At 35.0% G+C, this 20,565-nt stretch carries 18 protein-coding genes; 12 read left to right on the top strand and 6 right to left on the bottom strand.

Annotation, left to right across the window (positions count from 1 at the left end; all coding sequences use genetic code 11):
* Positions 1-9: 9 nt before the first annotated feature.
* The 4 genes from DDD_RS10150 to DDD_RS10135 form a co-directional block, all read right to left on the bottom strand.
* Entirely contained in the window at positions 10-1,617 is a 1,608-nt protein-coding gene (locus DDD_RS10150) for a SulP family inorganic anion transporter (RefSeq protein WP_015362751.1), read from the bottom strand.
* A 101-nt stretch (positions 1,618-1,718) separates the two neighbouring features.
* Complete coding sequence (locus tag DDD_RS10145) at positions 1,719-2,045, bottom strand: hypothetical protein (RefSeq protein ID WP_041567086.1); 327 nt, start codon at positions 2,043-2,045, stop codon at positions 1,719-1,721.
* 158 nt (positions 2,046-2,203) lie between these two features.
* Positions 2,204-2,731 carry an OmpH family outer membrane protein gene (locus tag DDD_RS10140; RefSeq protein WP_015362749.1) on the bottom strand — a complete coding sequence of 176 codons (528 nt, stop codon included), beginning with the start codon at positions 2,729-2,731 and terminating at the stop codon, positions 2,204-2,206.
* A gap of 175 nt (positions 2,732-2,906) precedes the next feature.
* Positions 2,907-6,014, bottom strand: a complete 3,108-nt coding sequence (locus DDD_RS10135; RefSeq protein ID WP_015362748.1) for a T9SS type B sorting domain-containing protein — start codon at positions 6,012-6,014, stop codon at positions 2,907-2,909.
* 122 nt (positions 6,015-6,136) lie between these two features.
* Here DDD_RS10135 and DDD_RS10130 point away from each other — a divergent pair, with 122 nt between their 5' ends.
* On the top strand, positions 6,137-7,033 hold the full coding sequence (locus tag DDD_RS10130; RefSeq protein WP_015362747.1) for a DUF6263 family protein: 897 nt from the start codon (positions 6,137-6,139) through the stop codon (positions 7,031-7,033).
* A gap of 74 nt (positions 7,034-7,107) precedes the next feature.
* Here the strand turns inward: DDD_RS10130 and DDD_RS10125 are convergent, their stop codons facing one another.
* Positions 7,108-8,454: a DEAD/DEAH box helicase gene (locus DDD_RS10125; protein WP_015362746.1), complete on the bottom strand. Its 1,347-nt coding sequence runs from the start codon at positions 8,452-8,454 to the stop codon at positions 7,108-7,110.
* A 193-nt stretch (positions 8,455-8,647) separates the two neighbouring features.
* On the opposite strand from DDD_RS10125, the gene rlmF reads away from it, so the two are divergent.
* From rlmF to DDD_RS17865, 5 genes are all read left to right on the top strand, one after another.
* On the top strand, positions 8,648-9,481 hold the full coding sequence (rlmF, locus tag DDD_RS10120) for a 23S rRNA (adenine(1618)-N(6))-methyltransferase RlmF (RefSeq protein WP_015362745.1): 834 nt from the start codon (positions 8,648-8,650) through the stop codon (positions 9,479-9,481).
* 59 nt (positions 9,482-9,540) lie between these two features.
* Positions 9,541-10,287, top strand: coding sequence for a Type 1 glutamine amidotransferase-like domain-containing protein (locus tag DDD_RS10115; RefSeq protein WP_015362744.1), 747 nt, complete (start codon positions 9,541-9,543; stop codon positions 10,285-10,287).
* A 41-nt stretch (positions 10,288-10,328) separates the two neighbouring features.
* Positions 10,329-11,672: an AAA family ATPase gene (locus DDD_RS10110; protein ID WP_015362743.1), complete on the top strand. Its 1,344-nt coding sequence runs from the start codon at positions 10,329-10,331 to the stop codon at positions 11,670-11,672.
* The gene (locus tag DDD_RS10105) at positions 11,672-12,925 is read left to right on the top strand and encodes a tetratricopeptide repeat protein (protein ID WP_015362742.1); all 1,254 of its coding nucleotides are present in this window, start codon (positions 11,672-11,674) and stop codon (positions 12,923-12,925) included. Before DDD_RS10110 ends, DDD_RS10105 begins: the two co-directional genes overlap by 1 nt.
* A gap of 197 nt (positions 12,926-13,122) precedes the next feature.
* Positions 13,123-13,287, top strand: a complete 165-nt coding sequence (locus tag DDD_RS17865; protein WP_015362741.1) for a Lacal_2735 family protein — start codon at positions 13,123-13,125, stop codon at positions 13,285-13,287.
* Positions 13,288-13,456: 169 nt separating this feature from the next.
* Here DDD_RS17865 and argS read toward each other — a convergent pair whose 3' ends face one another.
* Positions 13,457-15,241: an arginine--tRNA ligase gene (gene argS, locus DDD_RS10095; protein ID WP_015362740.1), complete on the bottom strand. Its 1,785-nt coding sequence runs from the start codon at positions 15,239-15,241 to the stop codon at positions 13,457-13,459.
* 143 nt (positions 15,242-15,384) lie between these two features.
* On the opposite strand from argS, the gene DDD_RS10090 reads away from it, so the two are divergent.
* The 6 genes from DDD_RS10090 to DDD_RS10065 all read left to right on the top strand — a co-directional run bounded on the left by DDD_RS10090 (position 15,385) and on the right by DDD_RS10065 (position 20,416).
* The gene (locus DDD_RS10090; protein ID WP_015362739.1) at positions 15,385-15,810 is read left to right on the top strand and encodes a hypothetical protein; all 426 of its coding nucleotides are present in this window, start codon (positions 15,385-15,387) and stop codon (positions 15,808-15,810) included.
* A 41-nt stretch (positions 15,811-15,851) separates the two neighbouring features.
* On the top strand, positions 15,852-16,988 hold the full coding sequence (locus DDD_RS10085) for a glycoside hydrolase family 53 protein (protein ID WP_015362738.1): 1,137 nt from the start codon (positions 15,852-15,854) through the stop codon (positions 16,986-16,988).
* A 75-nt stretch (positions 16,989-17,063) separates the two neighbouring features.
* A complete protein-coding gene (locus tag DDD_RS10080; RefSeq protein WP_322785934.1) occupies positions 17,064-17,627 on the top strand; it encodes an RNA polymerase sigma factor in 564 nt (187 codons plus the stop codon).
* A complete protein-coding gene (locus tag DDD_RS10075; RefSeq protein WP_015362736.1) occupies positions 17,617-18,390 on the top strand; it encodes a hypothetical protein in 774 nt (257 codons plus the stop codon). Before DDD_RS10080 ends, DDD_RS10075 begins: the two co-directional genes overlap by 11 nt.
* Positions 18,391-18,467: 77 nt before the next feature.
* On the top strand, positions 18,468-19,514 hold the full coding sequence (locus tag DDD_RS10070) for a secreted protein (protein ID WP_015362735.1): 1,047 nt from the start codon (positions 18,468-18,470) through the stop codon (positions 19,512-19,514).
* Positions 19,515-19,639: 125 nt separating this feature from the next.
* On the top strand, positions 19,640-20,416 hold the full coding sequence (locus DDD_RS10065; RefSeq protein WP_015362734.1) for a hypothetical protein: 777 nt from the start codon (positions 19,640-19,642) through the stop codon (positions 20,414-20,416).
* Positions 20,417-20,565 lie beyond the last annotated feature (149 nt).

Below are 20,565 nucleotides of genomic sequence, written 5' to 3'. Positions count from 1 at the left end.
TGTTACTATTTAAAATTTGAATACATCTTCTTGCGGTCTTAATTTGAAGAAATCTACAAAACTATCAGGATTCTCTACAGTTCCTCTAGTTGAAATTAATTTAATATTGATTTCTCTATTGATTGCTTTTTCTCTGAAATCATCCAGAATTTCGATCACATCGTGATCTAGGTAAGTTGTTTTTCTTACATCTAGTTCAAGATAGGTGTTTCTAGGCAGGTTATCTAACTCTTTGAGTATAGTCGCTTTGTTAAAGAAGGTTACTTCCTCTGCGAGAACCATTTTAACTTCGTGTCTTCCAGAATCATCACTTTCAACCGCGTGCAAAAAATGTGAATTTTGGTAACTTTGGAATAGAGTGATGACAATTCCTATAGCGAGACCAACTCCAACTCCAAGTAAAAAATTTATCTGCAATAATAAAACAGTCACAATAAATGGTACAAACTGTCGCCATCCAGCTTGCCACATCTCTTTGAAAAGAGATGGTTTTGCTAGTTTATATCCTACTATTAGAAGAATAGCCGCTAGCACAGATAGTGGTATTTTATTCATAAGAGTGGGAATAAGGATAATAGAGGCCAATAATAAAAAACCATGTAGAATAGCACTCATTTTAGTTCTACCACCTGACTGTATATTTGCACTACTTCTTACAATTACTTGCGTGATAGGAAGTCCTCCTATCATTCCTGAAGCTACATTCCCCACTCCTTGAGCAACTAACTCTCTATTTGTAGGTGTTACCCTTTTGAGCGGATCTAATTTATCTGTTGCCTCGACACATAACAATGTTTCTAAAGCAGCTACAATAGCAATTGTAAAACCAGTTATTACTACATCTATATTACCTATCTGACTAAAATCGGGAAAAGAAAATTGACCTATAAACATATCAATATTCTCTGGAATAGGTACATTAACTAAATGCTCACCAGAAATACTCCAGTAATCCGAATTCATTGTAAAAACATAATATAAAATACCTATTACAACAGCTACTAGTGGACCTTGAATAATTTCAAATAACTTAGACCTTCCACTTAATATATTACTCCAGATTAGTAAAATAGCTAAGGCAACACAACCTATAAGAGTCGCTCCTGGACTTATAAACTCACCTATGTTTAAAATTTCACTAAAAGTGGTTTCACCATCCACTTGAAAAAAGTCCCAGTCCCCTTCTGGATCCTTATCTAATCCAAAAAAATGTGGGATTTGCTTTAAGAATATAATGATACCTATTCCCGTAAGCATTCCTTTAATTACCGAAGACGGAAAATAGTAACCTATTATTCCTAACTTCATAAATCCAAAAACAATTTGAACAACACCAGCAATAACTACAGAAACAAGGAAAATTTCAAAGCCTCCCAAATCTGTTATGGCTATGGCGACTATGGCAGCAAGACCAGCTGCAGGACCACTTACTCCTAATTGAGAATTACTAAGTGAGCCTACTACGATACCTCCGATTATTCCAGCTATAAGACCTGAAAATGGTGGCGCACCACTTGCTAGAGCTATACCTAAACATAAAGGTAGTGCCACAAAGAAAACGACAATACTAGCCGGTATATCTTTTTTTAAATTTTTAAATGGATTTGAAGAATTCATAAATTGTTGCTGTCCCTTTAAAAGAACTTTTGTTACCGACTTTGAAAGTCAGGAAATGAAAAAAAGTGAGATTTGATATCTCAATATTTATAATGTAACTATTAAGATATTAATTTTGGAGGATGAGTGAGTATATCTTGAGATTGATTAATCCAATAATATTTAATACAAATATTTGCGCTATTTAAACTGCTTTCTCTATCAATTGATTCTATAGAAAATACCTTTCTTAAACTTGAAACTTTTTCAAATTCTTGAAGACTTTTGTCTTTCACTTCATTCTCAATATCAACATCTAATTCAACAAATGAAACGGTATCATCAAATTTTAAGCATGTTTCAATCAGCGGTTGACACATAAGGAATACACTTAAAAATAAAACACTCGTACAGGTAAATAAAATATTCTGATTTAATTTACTAATCATACAATATCAAGTTCTTTTCAAAAATCATAAACTAGTCTAATGATATCTATAAAACTAATTTATCTATGCAAGCAATTTAAACATTTTATTTAAAATAAGGATATAAAAAAAGAGCTTCTGTGAAAGCTCTTTTTTTTATATTAATGTAGAATATATTACTACTCTCCTTCAGGATCAAGTGGAATACCTAATTCTAATGCTACATCTTTACTTATGTTGATATCTTCGGTAGCATAAGCAACTGCAGAAATGTCTATAACCATTTTAAAACCTTTGGCAATGGAAACTTTTTCTATGGCTTTATTTAATTTCATGGTAATAGGCCCCATAAATTTTTGCTGCATTTCAACAAGCCTTTTTTCAGCATTTTTCTTACTATTCACTAATTCTGTTTCAATCGCTTTAGCCTGATCTTCAAGTGGTTTTATATCTTTGTCAAACGCTGCTTGATCTGCTGCTGTTTTAGAAAGTTCTTGTACTCTCTTTTGAATGATAGCCATTTTTTCTCTAGCGTTGGACTCTGCCTTTTTATCATCAGCTTGAAGAGATGCTGCTAATTTTTGAATTTCTTGTTGGGCTACTTGATATTCTGGCATAGATTGTAATAATGCTTCTGAGGCTACATAAGCTGTTTGCCCCATTGCTGTTCCTGCTGCTAGAAATAATACTAATAATAATTTTTTCATTTTCTGTTTAAATTAAAGTGTGCAATATAGTTAAGTCCAGTTACACTTTTGGACATTTTCATGGTTCACTTTTCAACTATTGAGCCACTTTTGGGCTTATAAGTGTTAATTAATGTTATGATGATGTTTATCTCGCTTTCGCGAAAGCGAAATCCTAAATTTCTTCTAAAATATTTTACCTTTTCACGGCAAAAAAACCTTTCTCCTCAAATCGGTTGCCATTGAATGAATATTCAAAACTATACCAATAGGTTGAAGATGGTAACGGCTGATTATTATAGGTGGCATCCCATCCTGGGCCTTCTATAGAAAGTTGCTTTAACAATTTACCATAACGATCAAATATGAATATGTTTTCAATAAGCACATCTGGGTGAAGCACCTCAATTTGCCAAAAATCATGAAAACCATCACTATTAGGCGTCGTATATTGAGGAATAATAAATAATTCAAGCTCTTCTATCGTGAGGTTAAAACTTACTTGATCTTGACATCCTATCGCATTCACATCGTAAACATAAATTGTGATAGGATAAGAATCAAAGTCTGAAAAAAGTATATTATCACCTGCATTAAAAGAAGTTCCTTGACCATCTGGTACTGTATAGTACCTCTCATTACCACTCAAATTAGTACCAATAATAGTCGGAAAAGTAAAGGAATTGAAAATGCTTTGATCTGCAATTGGTGCTAGCTGCGGTGCTGTTTCTACTGTAATTATTATGCTTGCTGTAACAGTATTACCGGTAGATATGCCAGTATCTGTAACTGTACATTCATAAGTAGAAGTTACAGATGGATTAACTTGTACTGTATCAGAATTAGATATAAAAATTCCCGTTGCTTGTTCTATCCATTCAAAAGTATAAGAACCTTGAGGAATTGCAGGATTAGGAGTTGCTGTTAAAGTCGTATTCTCTCTTTCACAAATCGTTTGCGGCTGAGCTCTAAGAGTTAATGATAAAGGCGGTGGTGTATCAAAGTCTAATAAAAAACCTTCTTGCTCATTACAATTACCATTAGAATCATAGATAAATATAAATACTGGTAGAGTTGTAAAACTTGCTGCGGTCACAGTATCACCAGCATTATAAGAGGTTCCCATTCCTGCAGGTTGTGTATAATAACTTTCTGCACCAGTAAGATCTGTACCTGTTATAACTGGAAATGTAAAAGTACCAAAGGCTATTTGATCTACAAGTGGATCAATTAGTGGTTGTGCTTCTACTGTAATAGTTATTGAAGCTGCTGCTGTATTATTTGACGTCAGTCCTGTATCTGTGACGGTACATTCATATGATGTTGAACTTGTCGGTGCGATACTCAACTGATTAGTTACCGATAAAACAGCAGTAGTTCCTACTTCTCGCCATTCATATGTATAACTGCCTGTAGGTGTGGATGGAATAGCAGTCGCAGTCATCAGTACTGTTTCTCCAGCACAAATGATATTTGTAGAGCTAGAAACATTTAATGTAGGTGCCACAGGTATATCAAAATCAAGAAAAAAGCTTTGTTCGTCATCACAGCTGCCATTGTTATCATAAGTATATAGCTGAACTGGTAATGAACTAAAGTCTGCCGGACTAACAATATCTCCTGGATCATACGCAGTTCCCATTCCATTAGGCTGGGTATAATATCGCTCGCCTCCTGTCAATCCAGTACCAAAAATAGATGGAAATGTATATGTGCTAGTTGCATTCTGATTTACTAAACCAGCCAAATCTACAGGCCTCAAGACAATAAAGTCTGTCATATCAAAGCCCATATCAGTTCCATTTTCAACACCAGAATCATTTACGGTAACTGAAAGTGTCGTATCCACAGTTGCGGTAAATGTTATGGATGCAGTATCGGGATATACCGTATTTTGAGAATCAGTCCAATTATAAGTATAAGTACCTATAGGCATTGACGGATTAGGTGTTGCGGTAAGCGTTAATGTATCGCCTTCACAAATTTCCTGAATACCACCTGGATTGATAGTCACTTGAACATCAATAAATTCTAAATCAAATTGACCAACGACTTCACAACCATTAGTCTCATCACCATAAACAAAAAGAGTCACAGGATTTGAAGTAAAATCTGCTTCGGTAACAATATCTCCAGGATTAAACTGCATTCCAGCACCTCTTGGACCAGTATAATAAGCACTATTTACAGGAATATTAGATCCAGAAATGGAAGGCAATGTGTAGGATTGATAGGCAAACACTGGAGCTAAAGGAGTCCATACGGGAGCAGGATTTACCGTAATAGTGATTTGATCTACCGCAAAGTTATTTGGCGCTGCTATACCAGTATCGATTACCGTACATTCATAAGTTGTCGTAGAGTTGATCATTAAAGGTAATGTGCTACTTGTTGCAATAATAGTAGGATTACCTAAGACTCTCCATTCATAAAGATAATTGTTCTGCGGAGTTATAGGATCAGGATTTGCGTTAAGTAACGTGTTTGCTTGAATACAATAAGGAGTAGGATCAGGAGTCATTTGATTATCATCAAATATCTCGAGATCGATTGGGCAAATAATGTCTGAGGTGACCTCAGCTGCGCCAAAAATATCAGAATTAGTAAGATTAGTACAGTTATTGGAGGTTGCACCATTTGCTGTATTTACAAATTTTGTAGTGCGCCCACCAGTCGCTACCAGTTCGATCGTAGGGTTAGTTGCACAGGCATTCGCAGTAATAATAGTTACTACTCCAAAAACGCTTGAAAAACCACCGCTTGCCATACTTCCTACTAAAAAGGACGCTGGTGGATTATTAATATTAATATTGACTAGCTCACTATTTCTAGCACTTAGATATAAATCTCCTTGAAAAAAACTCAAATCTCCTGCGCTTCTAAATCCTGTAGACCCTAAACCTGTAGCTGTTAAAGCAGAGACATCAATTCTAAATAACTCTCCACCGATCTCGTTATTTACACCTAATAAGATACCATTTTGCTCTTTTACTAGAGAGTCAACTCTAAAATTACCAGAATAACCCAATATGGTTAGATTTCCCAACAATGAAAAATTACCAGTGTTCAAATCAATTAAATACAAGTCTTGATTACGAATTCCATAAAGAGTGTCTGCAGTATCACCTTCGGCAATATCAAACATCGATTGATTATTTGTAGCAACTACTGTAGAGCTACACGTGCTCAAATCGGCCAGGACAACATCTCCATTTGCAAGGCATAGGTAAGCTGTGTTTACTGATTGCGCTTTCGCGAAAGCGGAACCCATAACCAAAAGAAGCCAAAGGAATAGATGTTTCAATCTCTTAAATTTTTGTAAAAATAAGATTTTCAAAATTTTGAGCTTTTATCAAAAGTTACATTATCGTTAAATACAAATCTATTCCTAATGTCAATCATTATATTTAATTCAAAAATAAAACTATGAAAAACCTATTACTACTTATTGCCTTTTGTAGCAGTATTCTAGCCACCGCTCAATTCCAAATCACTTACAATTTAGAAAAAGGAAAAACTTACCCACAAAATCAAGTGGTAACTAGTGAACAGTCTCAAGTAATTAACGGTGCACCACAGGATGTTACTACGATTGTTGCGACTAACTCTGACTATAAAGTAATTGATATTGTAGAAGGAGTTTATCACATAGAGATTATGGTAAACAGCATGTCAAACACCACTAAGACTCCTATGGGAGAACAAGTTATGGATTCTGAAGGTGCGGCATCAAATCCTATGAACAAGCTTTTTAGTAACATGATAAAAGATCCTATCAAAATTACTATGAACAATAAAGGAGAGATATTGACATTTGACAACAGCGCTCAACTGGAAAACATGACGGAAGGAATAGATATGCCCGAATTACAACTTGCTCAAATTGAAGCTGCCATGAAAGAGTCTATGAACCCAGAAAATCAAATAGTCAATTACAATTTACTAACTAAAATACTTCCTGATAACGCGGTTAAATTAGGTGATATTTGGGAAAGTGAGGCCACTATTAATTCAGTTGTTAAATTTGATACTAATACTACTTATGAATTAGACAGTGTAACTGATGATTATTACATAATTACTGCGCAAGCAAATATTCAAAGTCCTGAAGATTCTGAAATGGATATGATGGGTTTGAAGGCTAAAGTAGACCTTGCAGGACCTCTCGCAGCGACTTATACCTTAGATAGGAAAACAGGATGGATAAAGAAAGGAAAGATTGAACAAGAACTTGATGGATCTATGACCATTGAGAAATCTGAAATGATGCCTCAAGAAATGAAAATAACCATGGAGACTAAAACTACCACAGTTATTGAGTAAGCCTTTTAATTCATTTAAATTTTAATTAAAAAGCCGTTTGAAGATAAAAGTTTCAAACGGCTTTTTTGTTGTTGTTATTTCCTGCGACGGTTTGCACCTTTGTCTCCTCGCGTTTTAGGTTTTTTGTATTTCTTTGCGATAATACGTCTGTAACTTCCTCCTTGATTAGTCTTGGAGTTTTTCTCGCTTTTCTCATGAAATGCGTCTCCTCGCTCCTCTTCAATCACCTTATGCGGATTGAAAATTTCTTTAACTACCGTTTTCTCTTCTGGTGTTTTTCTTTTGGAAGTTTCTACCTCTTCAGGAAAGTCAAGTTCCGGAATTTTATAATCCATCAACTCTTCTATACGCTCCTTACTGTCTTTTTCGTTATCTGTGTAAAATAAAATCGATTTTCCTTTTTCCTCGGCACGACCTGTTCTTCCTATACGGTGCATGTAGTTTTCTGGAAAAGCAGGAACATCGATGTTGATAACGTGAGATATTTTATCAAGATCTAGTCCACGTGCCATAACATCTGTAGAAACTAGAATGCGACTGGCTCCACTATCAAATAGTTCGATAGAGCGTAAACGATAATTTTGAGTTTTGTTAGAGTGAATCACAGAGATTTCATTACCGTAATGAGGACTCATAACTTCTTGTAGTCTATCGGCACTTTTTTTATTACCTACAAAAACTAGTACTTTGTGAAAAGTAGATGCATCACTCAATAAATGCATCAGCAAATTAGCCTTAGTGTAAAAGTTCTCTACTTGATAACAAGTCTGATCGATATTTTCTAATCTTGTTCCTGAAACAGCAATAGAGATCTTATCTGGATTATAGAAATAAGCTTTTATGAAATCTTCAATTTGATCAGTCATCGTTGCCGAAAACATGATGTTTTGTCTCTTTCTAGGTAAGTGATCAAAAATATTAGTAAGCTGGAATCTAAAACCTAGATCAAGCATCACATCTACCTCATCTATCACTACTTTCTTGCAGTTTTTAAAACTAACGGTATTGCTTATGATTAAATCATACAATCTTCCTGGAGTTGCAACTAGGATATCTACACCTTCTGCATAGGCCTTTTTTTGCGTATTGATGTTAGTTCCACCATAAATACCCAGCACTCTTAAGTTCATGTACTTAGAATACTCTTCAATATTTTGAGTAACTTGCACCACAAGCTCACGAGTAGGAACCAGCAAAAGAACTCTAGGGTCATCGACCTTTGCATATTTAAGCTCATGAAGTAACGGTAGCATGTAACCTAATGTTTTACCAGTTCCTGTTTGCGCAATACCTATCATATCACGACCAGAAAGAATAACTGGAAAAGCCTCTTCTTGTATAGGAGTCATGGTTTCAAAACCTAACTCCTCAATACCATTTCTCAACGGTGTTTTAAGATTCAGATCTGCAAAAGGTTTCATACTATAAATTTTTTGCAAAGATACCTTTTTAAAATAACCGAAGGCATCCATAAACTTAGGTGTAAATGTGAAGAAAGAGAGCTGCCCTTTTTACTTTTACTTTTACTTTTAAGTTTAAGTTTAAGTTTAAGTTTAAGTTTAAGTTTAAGTTTAAGTTTAAAAATAAGATTTTACTTAACGGTATCTTTGCACCATGCATTTAAGAAACATACACAGGTACGGTTATGACTTTGAGAAACTGACCGCTACACATCCAGAATTAGAAAAATACCTTATCAACAGTCCAACAGGATCTGTGACAATAGACTTTGGTGACGCGGCTTCTATTCTTGAATTTAATACTGCTTTATTAAAACACCACTATAAAGTTAAATACTGGCGATTACCGGAAGGTTCTCTGTATCCACCTATTCCAGGACGGGCAGATTATATTCATCATATTTCTGATCTAGTAGGTAAAGGTGAAAAAAACGGACTTGATATAGGTTGTGGTGCAAGCGCCATTTATCCTATCTTAGGAAATAACATTTACGACTGGAAAATGGTAGGCTGTGACGTCGCAGATGAAAGCGTTGCGTTTGCAAAAAAGAACACTTCAAAAAATGACGCGATAGAAATACGCCATCAAATAGATAAAAGAAATTTGTTCAAAAATGTGATACGTGAAGGCGAGAGCTTTGATTTCACGATGTGTAATCCGCCGTTTTATGGTAGTGAAGAAGAAGCAGTAAAGGCTAATATGAATAAACAAAGAAAATTAGGCACTTATGAAGAGCGTCGTAATTTTGCTGGTCACGCGCACGAACTTTGGTGCAATGGTGGAGAAGCCTTATTCATAAAAAGAATGATTAAAGAATCTGTAGCTTTTAAAAGTCAAGTAGGATGGTTTACGTGTTTGCTTTCGCGAAAGCAAAACCTAAAAAAGCCATTGAAACAACTAGAAAAATTAGGTGCCGAAACCAGAGTCGTAGAAATGACTACTGGAAATAAGGAGTCTAGATTTGTAGCTTGGAGATTAAAAAGCTAGATTAGGAATACTTTTGAATTAAATGTTTATCATGAAGGACAATTCTTTAAAATAGATTTATGAATAGAATTTTATTATTGCTGCTATTTTTTTCTTTCAATGTGGCGCTTGGAGAAATTGACAAAAAATTATTTATTTACGGAGGGCAAGTGAATAAGGATTTCATTGCATATACTGCAAAACTAACGGGCAAAGAAAATCCTAAAATCTGTTTTTTACCTACAGCCTCAGGTGACAGCCCTTACTACATAAATTACTGGTACGAAATATGTTCTGGCTTAAAAATAGAGCCTAAAGTAATGGAGGTCTGGATTAATTCATCAAGTCAGAATGAATCTTTTGAAGAAAAGCTTCTAAAAATGGATGCAATAATCGTAGGTGGTGGAAACACATTAAATATGCTTGCTATTTGGAAAGCGCAAAAAATAGATATAGCGCTAAGAAAAGCCTATGACAAAGGAATAGTGATAGCCGGTGGAAGTGCAGGCTCACTTTGTTGGTTCAATGCTGGCACCACAGACTCAAGACCTAAAAAGCTATCGATTGTTAAAGGTCTTGGTTTCTTAGAATTTAGTCATTGCCCTCATTATAGTTCAGAAAAAACTAGAAAGCCTTTATACCACAAGAATATTTTAGAAAAAAAACTAACAAACGGATATGCTTGTGATGACAACTCTGGTATACTTTTTATTAATGGAAAAGCTATTAAAAGCTTATCCACAGACGCTAAATCTTTTTCATATTACGTTTACGAAAAAGATGGAGAAATTATTGAAGAAAAACTTATACCTGAAATAATAAAATAGATTCTTTGTAAATGGGAGAAGGACAAAATTAAAGAAGTTAAATGGACGATAAAACAATTCAAAATTTAAGAGAAGCGCTGGAGTTTTCTCCAGATAATATTCCATTGAGATTACATCTTGCAGAGTCGCTACGTCTGGCTAATATGCTGGAAGAAGCTGAGGAAGAATACGAGATTATTTTACAATATAAAGCAGAGCCAAAAGCAAGAATAGGTCTCGCTCTCATCTCTTACAAGCAGAAAAACTATTCCAAAGCAATCGTTATTTTAGAAAGTTTGATTCAGGAAGGAAATAAAGACCTGGATACGCATTTATTTTACACACGAGCTCTAGTCAGATCAAACGATACAGATCAAGCGATAGATGCCTATCAAGATTTATTGAAACACCATCCAGACTTTAGCGATAGTGAACTGGATAAAGAACTGAGAATGCCTTCTAACGCTCCAGATGTTTATGAGGAAGATGAAGACGATTATGATGATGATTATGATGATGGCTACAATGAGTCTAGTGTCTTTATAGAAAAACCAGAAATGGACTTTAAAGATGTGGGCGGCATGGAAAACGTGAAGCGCGAGATCGATTTAAAAATCGTACAACCACTACTCCATCCAGAGATTTATAAAGCTTATGGTAAGAAAATAGGTGGTGGAATTTTACTTTATGGTCCACCAGGATGTGGTAAAACTTATATTGCTAAGGCTACCGCTGGACAAATCAATGCCAAATTTATTTCCTTAAGTCTCAACGATATTCTTGATATGTGGATCGGGAATTCTGAAAAGAATTTGCACCGCATATTTGAAGTAGCTAGAAATAATACACCTTGCGTTTTATTCATAGATGAGATCGATGCATTAGGCGCAAGTCGTAGTTATATGAAACAAAGCGCTGGTAAAAATTTGATCAATCAGTTTCTTCAAGAGCTGGATGGTATTTCTAATGATAATGAAGGTTTATTGATTTTAGGCGCGACTAACATGCCGTGGCATCTCGATACGGCTTTCCGTCGTCCAGGTAGATTTGATCGCATACTTTTTGTGCCGCCACCAGATGCTCCTGCCCGTGAGGCTATTTTTGATTTAAAACTAGAAGAAAAGCCTACTAAAGATATTGACACGAGAGCATTGGCAAAAAAGGCTCCCGAATACTCTGGCGCTGACATTGAAGCGGTTATCGATATTGCAATCGAAAATAAACTAGAAGAGGCTATAAAGTCTGGAATGCCTCAACCTCTTACTACAAAAGACCTTTTGAGATCGCTTAAACAGCACAAACCTAGTACTAAAGAATGGTTTACTACGGCTAAGAATTTTGCTGTTTATGCAAATGAGTCTGGGCTTTATGATGATATACTTCATTATTTGAAATTGAAAAAATAATGATAGACGCCATTTACGATAGAGCCTACCTACTCTACCAGCAAAATAGATATGCTCAGGCTGAGGACTTGCTCAATCAAGCACTTACTCAAGACCCAAATAATATATATTGTTTGCACTTGCTCGCCGAGGTAAACCTAGCGCAAGACGATCCTAAAAAGGCAAAACACTTTATAGACATCGCCATAGGACTAGCGCCGCACATGGACGCTTTATTTGCCACCAAGGCAAAAGTGATGCTTAACGTAGAAAAGTATGATGATGCAGAGGAACTATTAAAACAAGCCATTCAACTCAATGCGCAAGAAGCCTCATATTATGCGATGCTGGCTCATATCTCGCTTTCGCGAAAGCGGTATAAGGAATCAGAACAACTGGCAGAAAAAGCTTTATCTCTAGATCCTGCAAATTTGCTTGCTTTAAATGTGAAAAGTACGGCACAACTGAAACAGAATAAAAAAAGGGAATCTGAGGAAACTCTTAAAGGAGCGCTGGGAGAAAATCCAGAGGATTCTTACACGCATTCTAACTATGGCTGGAACAAGTTAGAAATGGGCGATCATAAAGCGGCCTTAGAACATTTCAAGGAATCGTTGCGATATAATCCTAATAATTCCTACGCTCAAGCCGGAATGATGCAAGCCTTACAAGCGCGATATTTTGTGTACAGGTGGTTTTTAAAGTATCAGTTTTGGTTAGGGAACATGGGAGCAAAATATCAATGGTATTTTATCATTGGTTTTTATTTAGGAATGCAAGGATTGAGCTATGTTGCAGATAATGTTCCTGCTCTCTCTCCATTCTTGACACCAGTAGTAATTTTACTAGCTCTTATTGCATTGAGCACATGGGTTATAGCACCATTATCGCAATTGCTTTTCAGTTTTAATAAGTATGCTAAATTTCTTCTAGATGAGAAAGAAAAACGTTCTGTTCTATTTACTGGAATTTGCGTTCTCATAGGTCTTACTGGAGTAACCGCTTATTTGATTTTGGACGATTTTAGGTATCTCATGATAGGAATTGCTGGATTAATTTTAATGATTCCATGGAGTATGTTTTATAATGAAACCAAACCTAAATTTATGATGCCACTAGCCGCTGGAGTGATGACTATAATTGCAGCAGTCGCCTTGTATCTCACCTTTACAACTGGTGATATTTCTAATGTTTTTGTAACCGCTTTCTTAGTAAGCTTTTTTGCCTTTCAATGGTTTGCAAACGCGGTGAGTATTTCTAGAAATAATATTTGAATTAGTAATGAGGAAAAATTAAATTTCTTAGAATGAACTACCTGATTTTTGATTCAAAAATTACTTTTTTGAGCATCATAAGCTCAATTTAGCAGATAGAAGCAATTCCTATTTGATAGAAACCTAAATAAGTCTTAATCTTTTTCTTATGGAGAAAGTTAGCTTTTCAATAACGACTACCTAAAAAACCATATACCATGTTCGGATTATTTAAAAAGAAAACAGAGTTAGAAAAGTTGCAAGAGCAATACGAGAAACTAATGAAAGATTACCACAGACTTTCCACTACAGATCGCGCCGCGAGTGATGCTGCATTTGCAAAGGCCGATGAGATAGGTAAAAAAATGGATGCCTTGAGATAGATATGTAACATTCATAGGTGCGGACTTAAGTCCGCATCTATGAATAGTCAAACATTACAAATTGCTTCCTGATTAAGAGATACCTAATAAGTTTTGGACAAACTATATTGAAGATTTAAAATTTCTCGAGCCATATTTTCTGGGATGACCACATTAGTTAAAATCCGCTCTACATCTGTTCGGGAACCTCAATTCCCATTAAAGAACAAGCACTTTTTACTACTGCAGCTGTCTTGTAACATAACAACAAACGGAACTGTTTTAAATCGGCATTTTCTTCTTCTACAATTTTTGGAACGTTTTGATAAAAGGAGTTGAATTCTTTTACTAGTTCGTAAACATAGTTTGCAACAAGTGCTGGACTGTATTTATCTGCAGCAGTTTGAATCACATCAGGAAATTGTTGTAATGACTTGATTACCGCAATATCCTTATCGGTCAAATCTAAATTCACAGCGCTTTTAAGTGCATTAGTATCAAACCCTGATTTTTTGAGAATAGATTTTATACGGGCGTGCGTGTATTGAATAAATGGTCCTGTATTCCCTTGAAAATCTACCGACTCTTCTGGATCAAACATCATGCTTTTTTTAGGATCTACTTTAAGCATAAAGTATTTTAAAGCTCCTAGACCTATCATCTTATACAGATTTTCTTTTTCTGAGTCAGAAAGTCCTTCTAGTTTTCCTTGTTCTTGTGCAATTTCTTTAGCGGTTGCTGTCATCTCTTCCATCAACTCATCTGCATCTACGACTGTTCCTTCTCGAGATTTCATTTTACCTGATGGCAATTCTACCATACCATAACTTAGGTGGTATAAGTTTTCTGCCCAATCAAACCCTAATTTTTTAAGAATCAAAAACAATACTTTAAAGTGGTAGTCTTGCTCATTTCCTACTGTATATACCATAGAGTTAATATGATGATCTTTTACTCGCTGTATAGCTGTTCCTATATCTTGCGTCATATATACAGCTGTTCCATCACTACGCAATACAATTTTGCGATCTAGTCCATCTTCTGTAAGATCTATCCATACAGAACCATCAGGATCTTTTTCAAAAACACCTTTGTCTAATCCTTGTTGAACTACATCTTTTCCTAATAGATAAGTATTACTCTCATAATATAGGCTGTCAAAATTGACTCCTAAATTTTTATAAGTAATGTCAAAACCATCATAAACCCAACCATTCATTTTTTTCCAAAGCGCTACTACTTCTTCATCTCCTTGCTCCCATTTTTGAAGCATTTGTTGAGCAGCAATTAGTGAAGGAGCTTGCTTTTTTGCTTCATCTTCTGTTTTTCCCTCTGCTATGAGTTGTGCTATTTCTTTTTTGTACTCTTGATCAAACTTTACATAATAATTCCCAACGAGTTTATCACCTTTCAAGCCAGTAGTCGCTGGAGTTTCTCCATTGCCGTAACGTTCCCATGCCAGCATAGATTTACAAATATGAATTCCTCGATCGTTTATGATTTGGGTTTTGTAGACTTTACGACCAGTTGCTTCAATAATATTAGCTACCGAGTAACCTAATAAATTATTTCTAACGTGTCCGAGGTGAAGAGGTTTGTTGGTATTAGGCGAGCTGTACTCTACCATTACTCCTGGTTGTGAACTGTCTTGCCCTTTAGTACCGTAATTTTCATCACTAAGCATGAGGTTAAAATCTGCCAAGAAAGCTTTTGAGGAGACTTTTACATTCAAGAATCCTTTAATAACTTCTATATCGGTAATCAAATCGGTGTTTTCCTTTAAATAAGTACCAATTTTTTCACCAATAACTGCAGGATTACCCTTGATATGACGCAACATAGGAAACACCATGATGGTGAAGTCTCCGTTTTGATCCTTTCGCGTAAGCGTAATTTCTACATTTTCCAGTGTTACAGAAAAAATAGAGGTTACCGCATTTTTAGTAGCGATTTCTAGTTGTTGAAAAAGCGTCATAATTGCAAATTTTAAGCTTGCAAAGATAAGTATTATGAAAGGCTTATGGAATCTAACGAACTAATCATTAACTAGGTTTAAATTATTGATGACCTACTTTATTTTCAATCAATAACTAGCCTATTTCACCTTAACTAATTAGTATGCTATACAATGTTTCTTATAATAATAAAAAAATTGATCGTGAAATAAGCGAGGAAGTAGGTGCTGTTCTTACCTTAAAGGAAAGATGGAAGTTGAAGGGATCAGGCTCTCCTAAATTATTTATTACCTCTTGTAGCATTCAAATTCACAATTTATTAATCCTAGATAATAATGCCAATTCTTGCAATGTAGAAATCAGGGAAAAGGGTATTATTGTAAGATTCCGTTCTTTACTAGAGACATTTGCACTTCCAATACCGTACTACAAACTTACTATTTACAAAGGTCGCGCTCAAGAATACAGTATTCATAAAGACAATTATTTTGTAAAATTAAAGGCCGATCATAAGCGGATTCATAAGTTTTTTGATAAGTTATCGCAGCTCAAATCAGACCAAGGCTTTGAATATATAGATGATCTTTAAATCACATTGATTTGATATGATTCCTATTGTATTTTTATACAATGAAGAAAAAGCTAATTTATCTCCTTATTCTACTACTATTTATTTCTTGTGATTCTCAAAATGAGGATGAAGGAAATTATGATTTGGTTAATAATCCTTCTGAAGGTTCACTCTACCGTGGGATGGATCTTTCTTTTTTACCAGAGAATGAGTCTCTAGGAGTAGTTTTCAAAGATGAAAATAATCAAGATATAAATGACAATTATGCATATTTATCAAGTCGTGGTGTCAACCTCGTACGTGTAAGATTATGGGAGAATCACCTTGATCAAGAATATAATTTACAAAATCTGAAAACACAAGCTTTAAAAATTAAAGCCGCTGGAATGGATTTGCTATTAGATTTTCATTACTCAGACACTTGGGCAGATCCTGGAAGACAAAATATACCAGCTGCTTGGCAAGGTTTAACCATTCAAGAATTATCAGTCGCTGTAAACACTTATACGAATCAGGTGATTAACGAATTAAAAAACCAAGGAACAGCACCAGACATAGTTCAAATAGGCAACGAGACCAACAATGGTTTATTATGGCCGCTAGGTAAAATTTATGAAAATGGCAATGAAGATTTTGACAACTATGTACAAATAACTAATGCCGCAATAAGTGCAGTGCGGTCTACGCTACCTGAAGCGCAAATAATGATTCATCATGCTGGCGTAAGTAATGCTCGTTATTTCTTTGAGCAATTAAATAATCGCAATGTCGATTTTGATACAGCTGGCCTAAGTTATTATCCATGGTGGCATGGATCAAACGTGTCTACTATAGAAACAGATTTAAACTCACTTGCAATAGAAATCGAGCAAAAAATTATGATTGTAGAGACTGCTTATCCATTTACTTTAAACTGGAATGATAATTTAAATAACATCATAGGTCTCAATAATCAACTTGCTCCTAATTATTCTGCGTCGTTCTCAGGACAAAAGGATTTCCTGATGAAATTAAAATCAATGCTTAAAGGTTTACCAGATAACAAAGGAATAGGCTTTTGTTATTGGGCTCCCGATTGGGTTGCCCATGATCAAGGTGATCAAAGCTTTATGAACGGAAGCAGTTGGGAAAACCTTGCTTTGTTTGATTTTGATCATAAAACTACTCCTGCATTAGAAGTATTCACCGAAGATTAGAAAAATTTCACTTTTCTAGACAACCTTTTACAAACTCTCTCGTCTTTATAAATAGAAAGCATGTAAATTGTGAAGGTGATACAACTTTATACTAACGAGAAAAAGCTTATTGAAAAAGCGACCAAGGACGATAGAAAAGCCCAGAAGCGTCTTTTTGAGAAGCATGCACCTAAAATGCTGAGCGTTTGTAGACAGTACATTTCTCCAGTTGAAACTGCCGAAGAAATTATGCTAAATGGTTTTTTCAAGATATTCACAAAATTACATACGTACACTCATAAAGGTAGTTTTGAAGGTTGGGTAAGAAAAATAATGGTCAGAGAATGTATTGATCATTTGAGGAAAAAAGACCCTTTTAAATTTAAAGATGAGATCAACGAGGAAAAAGTAGGCTGTGGTGAAGATGAACAAGAAGAAGAGTCAGAATTACCACTGGACTTAATACAAGAATGTATTGATGCTTTATCTGATGGTTATAAGAGTGTTTTTGTGATGTACGCCATAGACGGCTTTAAACACAAGGAAATAGCCCAAGCACTACAAATAAGTGAAAATACGAGTAAGACCCAATACCGTAAAGCAAGATTACAATTGCAAGAACAAATTTTAAGAATAAGAAAGCAACAATATGAAGCTTAATAATATAAAAAACTCTTTTGAAAATCGCAGGATAGAACCTAGTGCAAATGCATGGGATCAACTGGAGTCGCGATTAGATCAAGAAGAAAAGAAAAGTAAGAAACCAGTACTATTTTGGCTGGGTGCTATTGCTGCCATACTGATTTTAGGTGTATTCATCTATCCTATGCTATCATCTGATATCGTGATTAAAGAAGACTTGTCAAATGAAGTTGTAATAGATCAAACTAAAACAGAACATATTACAAACGAGAATAAAGAAACCGAAATTCTGGTCGCCCCAACCACGAATGATCCGTTGAAAAACACCAACAGCTCTCTGGAAGCTTTAGCAACAAACGAAGAGAATAATAATAATTCAAAAGCTACTGTAAAACAGAAGAACAAAGAAAATATTAAAATTGAAGACACCGGAGTTACCCTTCCAGATTCAAAAAAGAACACAGCAATATCTTTTGCTGACCATCCAGAAAAAACCTTTATTGAAGATAGTTCTATTGATCCAGCAATAACGGTTGAAGTAGTTGAGGCAAGCACTAAAAAACTCACTGCCGAAGAAGAAATGGAGCTATTGCTAAATGAAGCTATTAAGAAGGTAGAAACGAAAGAGTACGCTGTAAAAGACATCAACATCGATCAACTAGTAAGAGAGACCGAATGGGACATCGAAGCTGATAGACGCAATCGCTTCAACAATTATCTTTATGACCAATTAGGTAAACTTAAGAAAGAAGCGGTCGCAACCATAACTGGAAGAAAATAATCAATAAATCATAAACAATTAAAATCAAGCTGTTTACCTAAACGGACAGCCTAAACTATATCTAAATATCCATTCTCATGAAAAAATTAATACTCACTTTAAGCTTTATAATAAGTTTTACATCATTTGTAAAAGTGCACGCGCAGAGTGAAATCCAGCAAGATTCCATCTCCATAAATGCAAGAATTGCAGATTTACTTGAAGAAAAGGAACAAAATATTAAAGACGAAAAAGAAGCTTTAAAATACACCATTGAAGCAATCAATGAAAAACTAGAAAAGAATAAAATCACTAAAGAAAAAGCTGAAGAACTTAAAAAAACAGCTGCTGAACGTACAGCCTTAAATATTAAGTATTACGAGCAGTATGCCATGCTCGAAGAAGAATATGTTAGAAAAAACGGAAAGTTTTCATACGAAGGTGGCGCTATGTTAGAAATAGGAACGAAGCAGTTTATACGATTCCGCAATAGGAATAAAGATAGAGAATATCAACAATATAGAAACACTGAAATAGGACTCACCATTGCTTTTGCCTATAATTTTATGAATGGAGATAACCTAGACATAAATGACTTTAGTTATGCAAATAACAACTACTTCTCCATTGGTTTTCAATGGAAAACACGTTTAGACAAGAATAATAATTTTAGAGCAGTATATGGAGTAGAATATCAATCTCATGGAACAGAGTTAAATGGAAACAGGTTTATTACCCAAGGAGATCAAGCACAAATAGCAAGCTTAGGTTTCAACGCTGACAAAGCAAAATTTAGACAAGACCAGTTAGTATTCCCATTACATCTAGAAATAGGTGGCAGTGAAAGAAAGGAATATGAAGATGGTCGAGTAAGGTTTCAAGATTATGACGAATGGAAATTTGGTATTGGTGGATTTGTAGGTTTTAATATGTCCTCCAGATTAAAGCTGAAATACGAACTAGATGGAAGAGAAATCAAAGAAACTAGAGTCAATAATTTTGATAATGAAACATTTCTTTATGGTCTGGATGCTTATGTAGGTAAAGGAGATATTACCGTCTTTGGAAGGATGAACTTAAACAATGTGTTCAAATCAGGATCTGTTGATGCTCAATATGTCGCTTTTGGGATAAGAATTCAATAAGAATATGATATCAGATTAGCCAGGGAAGCTCTTGACTTGTTCAAGAGTTTTCCATGGTTAAAAATAAGTTAACTAGCTAATATGCAACTGATTTAAATAATAATTTTAATCCAAAATAATACAACATGAAAAAACTACTACTCATTTCGATGGCACTAATAAGTGCATTTACCTTTGCACAAGAAGAAGATGAAAAAGAAAATGAACTTTATGAAGCTCCTTATGACTTTCTTGATGCATTTGACTCCTCTAGAAGAGATAAAGAAACCGTTCTTACTAATACTAAATTATTTGTGGCCTTTGGCTTCAATCAAGCTTTAGGCGATGGTAACGGTATAGGAGAAGATTACCGATTCTGGGGTTCAGGAATATTTGATGTAGGACTAGAATTCTCTACTAGATTAAATAAAGAAGATGATTTATTTAGACTTACCTATGGGCTAAACTTGCGCACTCAAACTTTACGAGTTAATGATAATCGCGTTTTTGAAACACAAAACAGCGTGACTAACTTAGTTAATGCTCCTTTTGATTTAGACCGTTCTAGATTTACACAATTCAGTTTTGTCGCACCGCTTCATATAGAGATAGGACGTCGTGACCTTAAAGATTATGAAGATGGCATTAAACGTTATGGAGGAGATGATCCTTTTGTTGCTGGGATAGGCGGTTATATAGGATACGTGACCATGACATCTCAAGAAGTAAAATTTGATCGAGAAGGACGTGATGTGACTTCTACCCTAACAAATGATTTTGTGGTGAATGAGTTTCAATACGGTTTAAGCGCCTATGCTGGATGGAATAACGCTCAGTTTTTTATAACCTATGGGTTGAATAATATCTTAGATAATTCTTCATTAGAGCAAAAACATGTTTCTTTTGGAATACGCCTGAGATAAGAGATATAAAAACTATTATTAAAATAAAAGCTCTTGAGGAATCAAGAGCTTTTTACGTTTTGAGTTATCTACATCAGTTGCAGTATAACATATCTTAACTGAACAATAGTAATGTGCTTATGATAGTATTGGTTGTAAGTTACGCTTTC

This window comes from Nonlabens dokdonensis DSW-6, assembly GCF_000332115.1.
In the GTDB taxonomy this organism is placed as follows: domain Bacteria; phylum Bacteroidota; class Bacteroidia; order Flavobacteriales; family Flavobacteriaceae; genus Nonlabens; species Nonlabens dokdonensis.
This window is presented reverse-complemented; position numbering and strand designations above follow the sequence as displayed.